Origin of the sequence: Paenibacillus sp. FSL H8-0280 (assembly GCF_045040665.1) — a bacterium.
GTDB lineage: Bacteria > Bacillota > Bacilli > Paenibacillales > Paenibacillaceae > Paenibacillus > Paenibacillus xylanexedens_A.
In genome coordinates this window covers 2,372,744-2,387,052 of the sequence record NZ_CP150296.1, presented here as the reverse complement: position 1 = coordinate 2,387,052, position 14,309 = coordinate 2,372,744, and the positions used below count along the sequence as shown (strand labels likewise).

Annotated in this window: 11 protein-coding genes; 6 read left to right on the top strand and 5 right to left on the bottom strand. The window is 48.5% G+C overall.

The genetic code is table 11. The annotated features are described in order from the left end of the window. Nucleotides 1–18: 18 nt before the first annotated feature. Entirely contained in the window at nt 19–807 is a 789-nt protein-coding gene (locus tag MHI12_RS10720) for an alpha/beta hydrolase (protein WP_405172353.1), read from the bottom strand. Between the two features lie 143 nt (nt 808–950). Next, nucleotides 951–1,784 (bottom strand): AraC family transcriptional regulator, encoded by an 834-nt coding sequence (locus MHI12_RS10715; protein ID WP_341006878.1) that lies wholly within the window; start codon nt 1,782–1,784, stop codon nt 951–953. Between the two features lie 128 nt (nt 1,785–1,912). Here MHI12_RS10715 and MHI12_RS10710 point away from each other — a divergent pair, with 128 nt between their 5' ends. The 3 genes from MHI12_RS10710 (at nt 1,913) to MHI12_RS10700 (ending at nt 6,056) form a co-directional block, all read left to right on the top strand. Then, on the top strand, nt 1,913–3,940 hold the full coding sequence (locus MHI12_RS10710; protein ID WP_405172352.1) for a beta-galactosidase: 2,028 nt from the start codon (nt 1,913–1,915) through the stop codon (nt 3,938–3,940). A gap of 438 nt (nt 3,941–4,378) precedes the next feature. Continuing rightward, a complete protein-coding gene (locus MHI12_RS10705; protein WP_405172351.1) occupies nt 4,379–5,335 on the top strand; it encodes a helix-turn-helix transcriptional regulator in 957 nt (318 codons plus the stop codon). Nucleotides 5,336–5,369: 34 nt separating this feature from the next. Further along, nucleotides 5,370–6,056 carry a hypothetical protein gene (locus MHI12_RS10700; RefSeq protein WP_405172350.1) on the top strand — a complete coding sequence of 229 codons (687 nt, stop codon included), beginning with the start codon at nt 5,370–5,372 and terminating at the stop codon, nt 6,054–6,056. A 100-nt stretch (nt 6,057–6,156) separates the two neighbouring features. On the opposite strand, the gene MHI12_RS10695 is transcribed toward MHI12_RS10700, so the two are convergent. Both MHI12_RS10695 and MHI12_RS10690 read right to left on the bottom strand, forming a co-directional pair. Beyond that, nucleotides 6,157–7,671: an altronate dehydratase family protein gene (locus MHI12_RS10695; protein WP_340936308.1), complete on the bottom strand. Its 1,515-nt coding sequence runs from the start codon at nt 7,669–7,671 to the stop codon at nt 6,157–6,159. After that, nucleotides 7,668–9,185 (bottom strand): tagaturonate reductase, encoded by a 1,518-nt coding sequence (locus MHI12_RS10690; RefSeq protein ID WP_405172349.1) that lies wholly within the window; start codon nt 9,183–9,185, stop codon nt 7,668–7,670. Before MHI12_RS10690 ends, MHI12_RS10695 begins: the two co-directional genes overlap by 4 nt. 191 nt (nt 9,186–9,376) lie before the next feature. Here MHI12_RS10690 and MHI12_RS10685 point away from each other — a divergent pair, with 191 nt between their 5' ends. The 3 genes from MHI12_RS10685 (at nt 9,377) to MHI12_RS10675 (ending at nt 13,074) form a co-directional block, all read left to right on the top strand. After that, entirely contained in the window at nt 9,377–10,252 is an 876-nt protein-coding gene (locus MHI12_RS10685) for a helix-turn-helix domain-containing protein (protein WP_405172348.1), read from the top strand. 141 nt (nt 10,253–10,393) lie between these two features. Next, entirely contained in the window at nt 10,394–12,382 is a 1,989-nt protein-coding gene (locus tag MHI12_RS10680) for a GTP-binding protein (RefSeq protein ID WP_405172347.1), read from the top strand. Between the two features lie 14 nt (nt 12,383–12,396). After that, nucleotides 12,397–13,074, top strand: coding sequence for a lipopolysaccharide assembly protein LapB (locus MHI12_RS10675; protein WP_026081149.1), 678 nt, complete (start codon nt 12,397–12,399; stop codon nt 13,072–13,074). A 113-nt stretch (nt 13,075–13,187) separates the two neighbouring features. Here MHI12_RS10675 and MHI12_RS10670 read toward each other — a convergent pair whose 3' ends face one another. Beyond that, nucleotides 13,188–14,249: a phosphotransferase gene (locus tag MHI12_RS10670; protein WP_405172346.1), complete on the bottom strand. Its 1,062-nt coding sequence runs from the start codon at nt 14,247–14,249 to the stop codon at nt 13,188–13,190. Between the last annotated feature and the right edge of the window lie 60 nt (nt 14,250–14,309).

Genomic DNA, 14,309 nt, shown 5'->3' with positions numbered 1-14,309 from the left:
TTGTTATCCAATCAGTGATTACCAGCCTTGATTCTTGAGCCATGTGAGACACAGATCTGACCATACCCGAACCGCATGGTTGTCCTCAGCCAATCCAAGTCCATGTGAGCCTTTCTCAAAAACGTGCAAGTCATAGGGAATGCCATGCGCGCCCAATGCAAGTGCGTAGCGCAAGCTATTCTCTACAGGCACTGCCTGGTCATCGCTGGTATGCCAGATGAACGCTTCAGGAGCATCCGCTCTTACCTGCTGTTCCGCACTGAAAGCCTTGATCTGCTCGGCAGACGCATCAGACCCAAGCAAATTCTCACGGGAACCAGCATGTCCGTAGGACTCCATCGTAATGACCGGATAACAGAGAATAACTCGGTCCGGGCGTGAACTCTGGCGTTCAATGAGGTCCTCATGATCCGGTTGTCCCTCGTCATACAGCGTTCCCAGTGTTGCTGTGAGATGTCCGCCTGCGGAGAAACCAAGTACTGCAATCTTGGCAGGGTTGATGCCGTACTGCTCAGCATGAGCACGAACATAACGTATGGCACGCTGACCATCTGTCATCGGTGCAGGATGCTGGTGAGGCGCCACCCGATATTTCAGGACAAATGCACTTATACCTGCACGGTTCAACAATTCGGCTATTGGAGCACCTTCATGATCAGCCAAAAATCCATAACCGCCCCCTGGACATACAATGACAGCGCTCTCGGAACCGGGCTGAATAAATGGAATCAAATGTGGCATTTCGTCTTCATGGCCCTGGGCTGCATAAGGTGCAGCATGATCCCATAAAGGTATAGTTGTTGTCATCTTCAATCATCCTCTCCAAGTAGAACGGAACCATGGGTCCGTTTAAACGTTTTCGAATCTCAGGAATCGATACCATCATAACGGTAATGACCCTAACGCATCAATACCTTCCTGGCATCACTTTTTGTTCATTTGGGTACATGTTAGTACAAATTACGAAACTGTTCAGGAGTCACCCCCTCAATCCTGCGAAAGGTTGCTACAAAATGGCTTGCATCTCGAAACCCTACCCTAACTGCAGTTTCCCTAATCGTCAGTGCGGTATCCCCGGTCATGATTTCCTTGGCTTTGCGGATACGCAGCAGAATGAAATAACTATAGGCTGTCATGCCAAAGGATTGTTTGAACAAGGTGTTCAGATGTCTGGATGAGATCCCCGTTACGACAGCCATATGTTCGAGACCAATCTCGGGATTCGCATAATGCTGTTCCATGAATGCAATGAGCGGAGCGAGTCTCTCCACGGCATGTGAGATGGAAGAACGATTGCCCGTCATGCCATGTTTTTTGAGCAAAATCAGAAATCGATATATATCCGCTGACGCCTCGAGTCCCGACAAATCCTGATCACTTCTGATCGAATCCAGCACTTCCTGGCCGTAATCATTGAACGGACTGCTCTGCTCCCACTGATGCAACGCTGCTTCACCCAGACTAAGTGACTCCAAGATTGCCGGACACTGGGAACCGCCAAATGTAATATAGAATGTCTCCCACTCTCCTTGGGCGCGCACATATTCATGCGGTTCGTTCGGCGGCAGCAAAATACCGGATGCTTCCCCCAGTATGACCGTGGACCCGGCAAACTTGAATTCTCCGGCTCCCTTTACTGTCTGAAGCCAATGGTAACAGGGATACCCCACAGGTCTGGACACCTTCTCCTGATTGCCGTTATAACCTAGGCTCTCAATATAAAGGGGCAGCGGCTGATCACGTGATGTCATGAAATATCGTTGATGTCGGGGTGAGATAAACATGGGATGCCTCCTTGGATATAAGCTGAAATACACTTCCGTATTCTTATATGAGTCATTACTTTTATTATATTTTAAAAGTCATATGTATCATATAGTATAGGATTATTCTTATACAAGAGGTGAACACATTGATTAGTAGCAAACTCCCCAAAATGTTCTACGGGGGCGATTATAACCCGGAACAGTGGGATCACGAAACCCACCTTGAAGACCTGCGCATGTTCCAATTGGCAGGCATTGATATTGCCACAATCAACGTATTTTCATGGGCACTGATTCAGCCTGATGAAGTTACTTACCGTTTTGAAGAACTCGACCAACTAATTAATCGTTTATATGAAAACGGTGTCTATATATGCCTTGCAACAAGCACTGCTGCCCATCCGGCCTGGATGGCAAAGAAATATCCAGACGTGCTTCGTGTAGATGCCGATGGACACAAACGCAAATTCGGTGGGCGCCATAATTCCTGCCCCAACAGCCCGACCTATCGCAAATACGCTGAGAAGATTGCGGATAAACTGGCCGAACGATACAAGGATCACCCCGCGGTTCTCGTATGGCACATCTCCAACGAATATGGCGGTGAGTGCTACTGTGACAACTGTGAGAAAGCATTCCGCGTGTATCTGAAAGAACGCTATCAGACTCTGGAACAGGTCAACAAAGCATGGAACACGAATTTCTGGGGGCATACCTTCTACGATTGGGACGAGATTGTATTACCGAGCAACCTGAGCGAGCATTGGGGTAACAACAATTCAACCTTCCAGGGAATCTCGCTGGACTATTCTCGCTTCAACTCCGACAGCATGCTGGATTGTTATCTGTTGGAATACGATGCAATCAAAAAACATATTCCGGACTCCGTTGTGACTACCAATCTGATGGGATTCTTCAAGCAATTGGACTATTTCAAATGGGCAAAATATTTGGATATTGTCTCCTGGGACAGTTATCCTGGTCTCGCCACTCCTGTCAGCTTCACGGCAATGGCTCATGACCTTATGCGCGGACTGAAGGATGGTCAACCGTTCATGCTGATGGAGCAAACACCAAGTCAGCAGAACTGGCAGCCATATAACTCACTGAAACGTCCAGGTGTTATGCGTCTGTGGAGTTATCAATCTGTTGCGCACGGAGCCGATACCATCATGTTCTTCCAGCTTCGTCGCTCCATCGGTGCCTGTGAGAAGTATCATGGTGCAGTTATTGAGCATGCTGGGCATGAGAATACACGTGTATTCCGCGAAGTCGCTGAGCTGGGCAAGGAATTGCAGATCCTTGGAGATACCACGCTGGATGCATCTGTTGAATCCAAAGTAGCCATTGTGTTCGACTGGGATAACTGGTGGGCCATCGAAAAATCAAGCGGACCAACGGTTGCCCTGAACTATGTGGATCAGATCCATAAATACTACGCAGCCTTCTTCCGTCGCAACATACAGGTAGATATCGTCAGTGTGGATACGGATTTGAGCAAATACGACATTGTCCTCGCCCCTGTTCTTTACATGGTTAAACCAGGGTTTGCCACCAAACTGGAGAAGTATGTTGAAGCAGGTGGAACATTCCTGACGACCTTCTTCAGTGGCATTGTCAACGAGAACGACCTCGTGACTACAGGTGGATATCCGGGAGAACTCCGTAAACTGCTCGGAATCTGGGTGGAAGAGATTGATGCCCTGCTACCTGAGCAAAAGAACCGCATTGTCCTCAAAGAAACCTACGGTGATCTTCAAGGAGAGTATGGCTGCGGCATGCTGTGTGACCTGCTGCACAGTGAAGGAGCCGAAGTCATCGCGGAGTATGGAGATGACTTTTATAAAGGCATGCCTGTTGTGACACGTAATACCTTTGGCCAAGGTGAAGCTTGGTACGTTGCATCCGACCCGGATGAGCGCTTCCTGGATGGTTTGCTGGGACAGCTTGCAGCAGCCAAGAACGTAGAATCCTTGCTTGAGACACCAGAAGGTGTTGAAGTAAGCGCACGAACCAAAGACGGCAAACCCTACCTGTTTGTCATGAACCATAACGCAACCACACAATCCTATGATCTGGGAACAGCTAAGGCACATGATCTGCTCACCAATCGTGAGCTTTTGGGAAGTGTTGAGATTGAAGCCCGTGGAGTGCAATTGCTCGAAATGAAATAAGCGATTTCGCTTAATTGGAATCATTCGGAATAATATAATGTAATAGAAATACCCGTGATACAAAGTGTCACATATTCATTCCTTTTATACTTGTTATTGTCTTCAGCGAGGATATTGGTATAGATTTCAGACCTTTATCGTCTTCTGTAAGCCAAAAGCTGCTACTTCCCGTATCCGTCTACACCGGATACGGGTTTTTGGCATGATCTGTGGTCTTTTTGATAGAAGGAAATATCAGTATGGAAAGCGAATTGGACGAGAAACACATTTTAACAAAGCCTGCCGGAACACGCTTGTGAATCCTGATGCTGATCCATTATAAATTAATGAACAGTTGAAATATTGGTGACACTCATGATGTCACTTAATCGTTGTTACAATAGAAATATAACTACGACATCACTTTCCGGCGGCGCAGATCGAAACGGAGTGGCTGACATGAACAGAACAAATCGGCTTGCTGCCATTGTAATGGCATTACAGCATGGTCACGAAACGGCACACTCATTAGGCGAGAAATTTGAGGTTTCCCGTCGCACGATTCTCCGGGATATTCAGTCCCTCTCCGAGATGAATGTGCCCATTATTGCCATTTCCGGTCCGGGAGGCGGTTTCAGTCTTATGGAGGGTTACGTATTACCCCCATTACAGCTGGACCCGGTAGAAGCAGCGACGCTCCTATTCGCTCTTGAAGGTCTAAGTCGCTACGCCGACACACCCTTTCATGAGAAACGCTGGACCCTGATGAACAAAGTTAAGGCCATCATTCCGGATGATATCATGTCGCGAATGGATCCCATGCTCAAACAGCTGTATCATCATATTCCAGACCGCAATTACATTCTTCCTCATCTGGACGAACTGCTGGCATGTATACCCGAACACGGGTGGCTTAGTGTGCTGTATCGCTCCGCATCACGTCAGCGATGGTTGCATATCTGTCCCACACGGGTATATGCTTCCTCTGGCTTCTGGTACTGTGAAGCATATTCCCTCGAACATGGTGAACAACGTCTGTTCCGGGTTGACCGAATTATCGAAGTCAAAGTGATCGAACCACAGGATGCACTGGTGCTTCACGAACAGGCGGAGCAACAGCAGAGCAAGCCGATCCCTCCAGAACAGCCGCCAACCCTGGTTAAGGCACAACTGAGTTATCGGGGAATGATTGAAGCTGAACAGGACGAGCATATTGGCGAAAAGATGACTGAAATTGCCCCTGATCTCTGGGAATTGTCATTCCTTTGTCCACCAGGGGAATGGGACTGGGCCGTACGATTCTTTTACCGATTGGGACGTGAAGCCGAAGTGATCGAACCCCTCCAACTTCGCAGTGAGATTCGTCAGCATGCCGAGGAAGTGAGCCGGAGATACCTTGCATCAACCAAGTCGTAGCATGACTGCACACAAAAAGGAGCCTACTGATATCATGACATATGAAGCCGTTATAACGTACGAAGAAGCAGTACAGCGTATCCAGTCTATAGGGCTGCTGCCTCTGGCACCACTATTTGCCGAATACCCTTCACTGTCATCGCTAACCCCCAAAGAACATTGGCACAAGGATGATGAATTGGATCCCTGGTTATGGCGCTCACGTCTGGCTGAAGAGGGCATTGCTGCTTATGGAAAGTTTATCAAAAAGAAAGCGCTTCTTGTCTCATCTGAGTACTTCCCTTGGGTACACCGACTGCTTGCCGATTCCAGAACCATCAAGGAACAGTATGAAGCGGGTCTGCTCTCCCGTGAAGCGTTCAAACTCCATGCGTTAGTTGCAGAACAGGAAGGCATCGATGGACGTGCCTTGCGATCACAAGCTGGTTTCGGGGCAAAAGAGGACAAAAAAACTTTTGAACGTGGACTTCTGGACCTTCAGGGCTGTGCAGCCATTGTGATCAGTGGCACCAAAGAAAAAGAAGGGCTAGCAGAAGGCAAAGTTGCATGGAACAGCTCCGCATACGAGACTGCTGGTCACTGGATGGAACGTCACGGCATTAAGCCGTTTGAAGGTAGCGTTGCAGCGGCGCGTGAACTGCTGGTTGCACAACTGCAACAACATGCCTCACCAGCCGCATTATCAAGCATCGCCAAAGCGCTTGGCATCCGTGGAATCTAAATAAAGCCAATCCCGGTTGTAGTGCAAATTTCAACCGGAATTGGCTGTGGTTCACCATATAATGTAACCCAGACGATAAACAGCCTCCATCCAGAACGATTTAGAGAATTACGCCATCCTTGAATATGGCAATCTCCCGGAATCCATGCTGCTCACTGAGTGTGTGTGACCGTCCTGAAGCAATATCAATCAGTTGGCTGAACAGCTGTACTTTCACCTCATCCATCGTCTGCCCCTCCAACAGCTGGCCTGCGTTGAAGTCAATCCAGTGTTTTTTGCGATTCGCCAGATCGGATTGGGTTGCAATCTTGACGGTAGGTACCGGACCTCCGAAGGGAGTCCCCCGCCCTGTTGTGAAGAGCACAATATGTGCACCCGCCGCAGACAGTGCCGTTACAGATACCAGGTCATTACCCGGTGCTTCTACAATGTTCAGACCGGTTTGAGTCACACGTTTGCCATAACGCAGAACGTCGACTACGGAAGAACGTCCTCCCTTTTGCGTACATCCAAGTGACTTTTCCTCCAGCGTTGTGATGCCACCAGCCTTATTCCCAGGTGAAGGATTCTCATAGATGTTCTGGCCATGGTTCACAAAATATTGCTTGAATCCGTTCACAAGGTCCACCAAATCGTGAAATACCTGTTCATTGGCAGCCCGGTTCATTAAGATCGTCTCCGCACCAAACATCTCCGGAACTTCCGTCAGAATAGCCGTACCCCCGGCAGCAACCAGCATATCAGCAACTGCACCGACCAGTGGATTGGCTGTAATGCCAGATAAACCATCGGAACCGCCACACTTCAAACCAATTTTGAGTTTGCTGAGCGGAAGCGGCTGCCGTTGTTCATGTTCAGCGATCTCCACAAGTTCTTCCATCAGTCGAAGCCCTTCCTCAAGCTCGTCATCCGTTTCCTGTGCTTTGAGAAACCGTACTTTACCGCGGTATTCCGGAGCAATACACTCACGGAATTCATCGACCTGATTGTTCTCACAGCCCAGACCGATGACGAGCACGCCTCCTGCATTCGGATGCTCCACCAAGGAGGCCAGCAACTGTTGTGTATATTTCAGATCATCACCAAGCTGTGAACACCCGAATGGATGTGGAAAGTGAAATACACCATCTACCCGGCTTCCAAACTGGGACTGCCCCATACGTGCCAATGCTTCACACACTTTATTGATACATCCAACCGTATTCACAATCCAGATCTCATTACGAATACCTGCGTCACCATTGGGGCGCAAATATCCATCGAATGAGCGCAGATGTTCCGGAGGCATGTCTGTCTGAACCTGGGCTCCCGGTTGGTACTCATATTCAAGCAATCCGTGCAGCCCCGTCTTCAGGTTGTGACTATGAATCCAGCTTCCCTGCTCGATCTGCTCTTGGGCAATCCCGATGGAGAAACCATACTTCATTACATCATCACCTGGTGCCAGCGTATGCACAGCAATCTTATGCCCCTTCGGCACGTCATCGAGCAATGTAAAGGAAACACCGTCTGGCAATGTAATACGTTCTCCTTTGGCATAATCCCGAAGCGCTATAATGACATCATCCTGTGGTTGAATGGCAATCCAGTCATTGATTGTACTTGTTGTGTTCATTTCCCTTCACCTTCCAACAATCCGATTTCACGAACAAGAGCTGCACGCAGCCCTTCTCTTGCATCCAGATTTTCGCCCCAGATCAAGGTATCCGACAACACAGCCGCTACCCGGTCATCCAATTGGTTCTGATCCCTGTTAAGCGTGTCATAACCGTCCCAGTGTGCAGCCAAAGCAGCCAGGACATCCGGGTCATCCCGCAGCAAAATGTCCTCTCCATTCAGTCGTTGTGCCTTGTAACCTTCTGGCGTATTTACCGGACGATAGAGACACAATAATCCAGCAAACCCTTGAATTAAACGTTCTGGCCAACTTCCCTGATTTTGCTCATAAGACAAAAGTGTTGGCAGCACACGAACCTTGAATTTTCCGATCGTATTCAAAGCAATATCTTGCAATTTGTGATCAATATACGGGTTAAGGAACCGTTCGAACACTTCTTCTGCATACTGGTCCAGCTGATGATCGGGCATATCAAGAGCAGGCACGATCTCCTGATGCACAGCTTCCCTGATCCATGAGCCAAAATGTGTATCTTCCATCGTTTCTCTCACATGCTGCTTGCCTTGCAGAATGCCGAGGGATGACATTAAGGTATGTGCCCCATTCAAAATACGAACCTTGCGTACCTGAAAAGGCTTCAGATCTTTCACCCAATGTACATTGAGACCTGCCTGCTTGAGAGGAAGTTTTTTGTCCAATGATTCATCACCCTGAATGGCCCAGAAATGATATGGCTCTGCCGTATTAATCAACTGGTCCTCATACCCCCAGCGATTCGTCATGGAATCGGCTTCCTCCTGGGTCGGCGCACCTGTGACGATTCGATCTACCAGATTGTTCAAGAAGTAATTATGGTTCTCGATCCATGAGCGGAAGCCTTCCGAATACCCATAATCCTCACTATGACGGAGAACACAACTGCGAAGTACATCACCATTGCCTTCAAGCAGCTCGCATGGCAGATGAATCAAACCTCTGGATGGATCACCATCAAATTTCAAATATCGCTGATGCAGGAAAACCGTTAATTTCCCCGGAAATGATTGGACGGGTTCACCCTCGATATAGTCCGCATACGTATATTTCAATCCTGATTCGGTTGTATTGGAAATAACGAACTCAAGTGAAGGCAGTTCCGCCAAGTTCAGAAAGGCATCCCATTCCTCATACGGATTGATACACTGTGAAAAAATGGAGATCAACTCTGTCCGCTCAACTGGCTTCCCTTGAGAAAGCCCTCGCGTAATCATCGTATATAATCCGTCCTGATCGCGAATCTGCTCCAGCTTGGCTTTGCCTCCTGGTCGTGGTTGGGTAACAGCTACACTTCCATGGAATTTGCCTTGTCTGGCACTCTCATGAAGCATCCAGTCTGCAAATCCCCGCAAGAAATTACCTTCTCCAATCTGCAAAACCTTCACGGGACGCTCCATAATCTCCTTGCACTTGCGCTGACCATCGCTCCCCAGTAAATTCAGCTTCAACCTTGGCCGTTTTGTGCTTGCCGACATGGACACTCACCTCATCGATTATTTGTACTGTCGGAATGCAGCTCATAGTCTCTGCACCCTTTTATTGTAAACGCTTTAAATTCATTGTATCATCAATAAAAGGAAATTAAATTGCTTATATTGCGGTAAATATACTCTCTAATGACCAGGCTTAACATCTCGTTGAAGACGATCGTCTGGAAAGGAGCTTTATGGAACGTTCACCTGTTCGTACGACTATTCAGGCAGAATCCGGTATTCCATTCCGCCTGGTGTACAGCGACACCAAATCCCCTCAGAACGAATTGCCAGATCATCTTCACGACTGGCATGAAATTATCTATGTATATCGTGGACAGGGAAGCATCTTTATTGATACGGGACTTGAGAATATGCAAGAAGGAGATCTGTTCATTATACCGGGGAGCACGGTTCATCGAGCCTTGCCGGATGCAGGCAATCCTGTCACATCTTCCGCATTGTTCTTCAGCCCGGGATTGCTGGCATCCACCGCCGGAGGTGCTTCTTCTTCTTTGCTAAGCCTGTTTGAACGTTGTCGTAAACAACGCGTGTATAAGAGGCATCTGAACACAGAGGAGCAATCACAGGTCGCCGCCCTCATTGATGATATTCAGTCCGAATTCCAGCTCGGTCATCATCTAAGCGCACATGCGGCCCTGTTAAGGCTGCAACTGTTACTCATTTTTCTGGAACGTCTGGAAGCAGCAGGACCTGCGAATCCGGGTAAATCCGCTCCGGGTCCCTCATGGCTCTCTTCTACGATCTCTCATATTGACGATAACCTTCGGAATGGCCTTTCCCTCCCTGAACTGGCGCAGTACGCCTCTGTATCCCCTGCCCATTTCAGTCGTGCCTTCAAACGATACACGGGTATGACTCTAACGGATTACGCATTAGCGCGAAGGGTCATTATGGCGAAAGAGCATCTGGTGCAAAGTGATGAGACGATGGCAGCCGTTGCCGATGCTTGCGGGTTCGACAGCCTGCCCCACTTTTACCGTCAATTCAAAAAATTAACTGGTACAACGCCCGCAGCTTACCGCAGAACCATGAACAGTTCTCGTTAAAATAGAACCAGACTGGACGTAGGTTCCTGGGTCTAATCATATATATCCACATATTCTTCCATATGGAAGATGTGGTATGATAATCTGGATTATTACTTGTCGGAAACATTGCATTCCGTTGTCAGAGGAGCTTAGCATTCCATGTTAAACGAATTGAATCGCAGGAATATTGGCATCTTCGCCCATGTGGATGCGGGGAAAACAACCACCACCGAGCATATGTTATTTGAGAGTGGTGTCGTCCGCAGTCCGGGACGTGTAGATGACGGAACAACAGCCACAGACTCCCTGGACATTGAGAAAGAACGTGGCATATCCGTTCAGGCAGCCATGACCTCTCTGATCTGGAAGAACACCATCATTGACCTCATTGATACGCCTGGTCACATTGATTTTAGCTCCGAAGTAGAGCGAACGCTACGGGTAATGGATGGCGCTATTCTCATTCTGTCGGCTGTTGAAGGCATTCAGTCCCAGAGTGAAGCCATCTGGCATGCACTTCGTTCACTTCGCATTCCTACCATCATCTATATCAATAAAATGGATCGGATTGGCGCGTCTGCACCAGCGGTAATGGAGCAGATTCGTTCCACCCTGTCCCCTTTCGCATGCGAAATCCAAGCGTATCAGCTCCATGAAGATTCATTTCATGGCATCGACTCCCTATGGAACCCGAATCAAGATTCTCTGTCAAATGGCACACCTTCCATTCCAGGTCTGGTCGAGATACTTGCCGAGCTGGACGAAGAGGTCATGGAAGCCTACATCCAGGAGACTCCGTTATCGCAAAGGGATCTGAATGAAGCATTCCTGCGGTATGTACATCAGGGTGAGATGTTCCCTGTGTGTTATGGTGCTTCCGGCAAAGGAATTGGCGTCACGGCATTGCTGGACGCAGTCCTTGCATTCCTGCCCCCACCTGCACAACCAGTGGATTCTCCCGTATCCGGTGTTGTGTTCAAAATTGAACGTGATCGCACGATGGGACGTACGGCTTACGTCCGTATGTATGGTGGCAGCTTACACAATCGGGATACCATCCGTAATTCGACGCGGGAGCTTGAAGAGAAAGTGACGCAGATTCGCCGCATGGATGGGTCGAAATGGGCGGATACCGGTGCCGTTCACGCGGGGCAGATTGCTGTGCTGTATGGACTGAGTGACACCCATGTGGGTGACATTATCGGCAATCCTGAAGGCGTACCTCCTCTGCCACAGATGGCTGTGCCTTTGCTGACCGTACAAGTACATGGCAAGGACCCGGCACGTTACCCCGATCTTGTCGCAGCATTGCAAGAGTTGACGGATGAAGACCCCTTACTCGACCTGCAATGGTTGCCGGAGGAACGAGAACTGCATCTCAAGGTCATGGGAACCATTCAGCTTGAGATTTTATCCAGCCTGTTGCTGAGTCGTTTCGGATTGGATGTTGTATTCGATCCGCCATCCGTCATCTATAAGGAGACACCCCGTACAGCCGGAGAAGGTTACATCGCCTATACGATGCCTAAGCCCTGCTGGGCCATCCTCCGCTTCAAGATTGAACCTTTGCCTCGCGGAAGCGGTCTGATCTATGCCTCAACCGTAAGGACAGATGATCTGCTGTTACGTTATCAGAATGAAGTTGAACGACGAATTCCGGAAGCCTTGTCTCAAGGTATGCTCGGTTGGGAAGTAACCGATCTGCGCATCACGCTGGTAGAAGGGGAACATCATGTCTGGCATACACATCCGCTGGATTTTGTTGTAGCCACGCCTATGGGAATCATGGATGGATTGTCGAGAACAGGTACCACGTTGCTGGAACCCCTTCTTCAGTTCCGGCTGACGGTCCCGGAAGAATACGGCGGTAAGGCCCTTAGCGATCTGGTACATATGCGGGCAACCTTCGAAGCCCCCGTCATTGGTAGCGGACGTTGTATTATTGAAGGAGTTATGCCTCTTGCTACCTCAATGGATTATCCGGTGAAACTGCGTTCCGAGACAAGCGGCCGCGGAGTGCTTACGACTTCGTTTGCCGGATACCAAGATTGTCCTGCGGATGTGAATCATACTCGCAAACGCAGAGGAGTTAACCCGCTGGATCAGTCGAAATATATTTTAAGTGTACGAAACGCGATTACATCATAAATGGAGTTGAACCTGTGCTTATTAAATTTCTTATCTTTGGCCTTTTATGGCGGATTGTAGGTAATCCGTTCATTGCCATCCTCATTTTACTCGTTATACTGTATTTTCTGGATCGTCGTTACGTTGGGGTGTTCCCAAGCTTCACGAAACCTCTCAAACGTATGCGTAACATCTCACGGCTTCGGCAACAGCTTGCCATGAGTCCCAATGAAGTTTCTTCCAAGCTGGAACTGGCTCGCCTGTTAATTGAGCGCAAGCGTTACAGTGAGGCACATGCCTTATTGCTTGAACTGGAGCGCCCATACGAACAATCGGCTGAGTACTGGGAGGCATTAGGGACAACTGAGCTTCATCTGGGTAACATCGAAAAAGGCGAACGTCATATTTTGCAAGCCCTCGAGATCAACCCCAGAGTTAAGTACGGACGCCCGTACCTAACCCTTGCTGGAGCCTTCAAAGATACGCATGAGGACAAAGCGCTGGATTATGTGCATCAGTTTCAGGAGATTCATTCCTCTTCCAGTGAAGCTTATTATCTGCTCGGCTCGGTTCACCGTTCCCTTGGGCGCAATGCTGATGCAAAACAGGCATACGAGCAATCTTTGAACGTTTATCGTTCGTTACCCAAATACAAAAAACGTCAGGAGCGCCGCTGGGCTGTCCGCAGTTGGTTCCGCAAACGTGGATTGTAATGTCATCCGCTATACGCCGTAATCTTCATATATCACTTTTCTAACCAATAAAAGTGCACTGATCTCTGCCCTCGTATGAGCAGAAACAGTGCACTTTATTCTTAACAACGATATTAATACACCAATATCTCACGCAGTCGTTCTTCATGAAGACGCATCCAGTCAATCCGCTGTTTGAGTTTCACAATCTGCTCCACAGCCACTTTCGGCTCATCTGTACCCTCGAACATCCGACTGATGAAATGCATGACCACATCCAGACTACGCAGTAAAATCAATCGAGGTATGGCCAGCAACTCTTCCGGTTTCAGGCTGACCTGTTCCCGAAATCCCCTGATCAGTCCCTCCTGTGCCTGCCACATCCAATCTTCACTCTTGTCCATGGTAAGGAGGTCAGACATCGGAACAGCCAGCTCCATTACCCGCAAATCCCATGTCGCAAATTCAAAATCCAAAATGGCACAGATTTCACCATCCTGCTGATCGGCCAATACATTCGAGGCATTCACGTCCCCATGAACCAATTGATGCGGCAGATGTTCCATACCCCGCAGGGCTTCAAACAGATCTGGCAGCTCATCTCTCAGTTGCTTCAGCTCATTCGCACATGCGGCCAATTGCTCCGGCGGCGATGTGCATAGCTGTAATAATCGTTCTGGTGAACAGAGCGGATACGCATCCTGAATTCGATAGTACGGTGGGTATACAGGTTCAAGTGGTATATCCAACGTAACCATAACAGAAGACAGGGCCCCCGCCGCTTTACCGAGCCCTATCAATTGATCTGGTGTAAGCCAGATGGGATTGACACCTTCCCTATAATGAAACAGAGTCACGATTTTGGTATGACCTGTGAGGGGTTCTTTTACAGGGAGGAATGTACCTCCCTCACCAGATAACCGCCTTACAGGTGAAGGTGTATCAAGCTTAAAGTTCGAACGTTGGAGGGCTGCCAGCACCTCGTGTTCAAAGGTGATTTTCATCGGATCATTATGTGTTTCATATTGTCTCATGACGTAATTAGTCCCGTCTACATGGAGCATGTAAGTAGAATTATTCATCCCACCCTTTCCACGCTCGCCTTTCCAGTCCGATGTGAAACCATATAAGGCCAACACTTCGGATATACGCTGCTGCTCTGAAGGATGGAGGGAACCGGAATCGATGTTTTGCACCAAAAATTAACCCCTTTATCTCACAAAATGGAACTGTCTTCTATTTATCTTAAAGGAAGT

What these genes read in the sequence shown, in the direction of transcription:
- MHI12_RS10700 (WP_405172350.1), top strand. Translation starts at nt 5,370, where the DNA reads ATGACATATGAAGCCGTTATAACGTACGAAGAAGCAGTACAGCGTATC.
- MHI12_RS10690 (WP_405172349.1), bottom strand. Translation starts at nt 9,185, where the DNA reads ATGTCGGCAAGCACAAAACGGCCAAGGTTGAAGCTGAATTTACTGGGG.
- MHI12_RS10715 (WP_341006878.1), bottom strand. Translation starts at nt 1,784, where the DNA reads ATGTTTATCTCACCCCGACATCAACGATATTTCATGACATCACGTGAT.
- MHI12_RS10705 (WP_405172351.1), top strand. Translation starts at nt 4,379, where the DNA reads ATGAACAGAACAAATCGGCTTGCTGCCATTGTAATGGCATTACAGCAT.
- MHI12_RS10695 (WP_340936308.1), bottom strand. Translation starts at nt 7,671, where the DNA reads ATGAACACAACAAGTACAATCAATGACTGGATTGCCATTCAACCACAG.
- MHI12_RS10685 (WP_405172348.1), top strand. Translation starts at nt 9,377, where the DNA reads ATGGAACGTTCACCTGTTCGTACGACTATTCAGGCAGAATCCGGTATT.
- MHI12_RS10720 (WP_405172353.1), bottom strand. Translation starts at nt 807, where the DNA reads ATGACAACAACTATACCTTTATGGGATCATGCTGCACCTTATGCAGCC.
- MHI12_RS10680 (WP_405172347.1), top strand. Translation starts at nt 10,394, where the DNA reads ATGTTAAACGAATTGAATCGCAGGAATATTGGCATCTTCGCCCATGTG.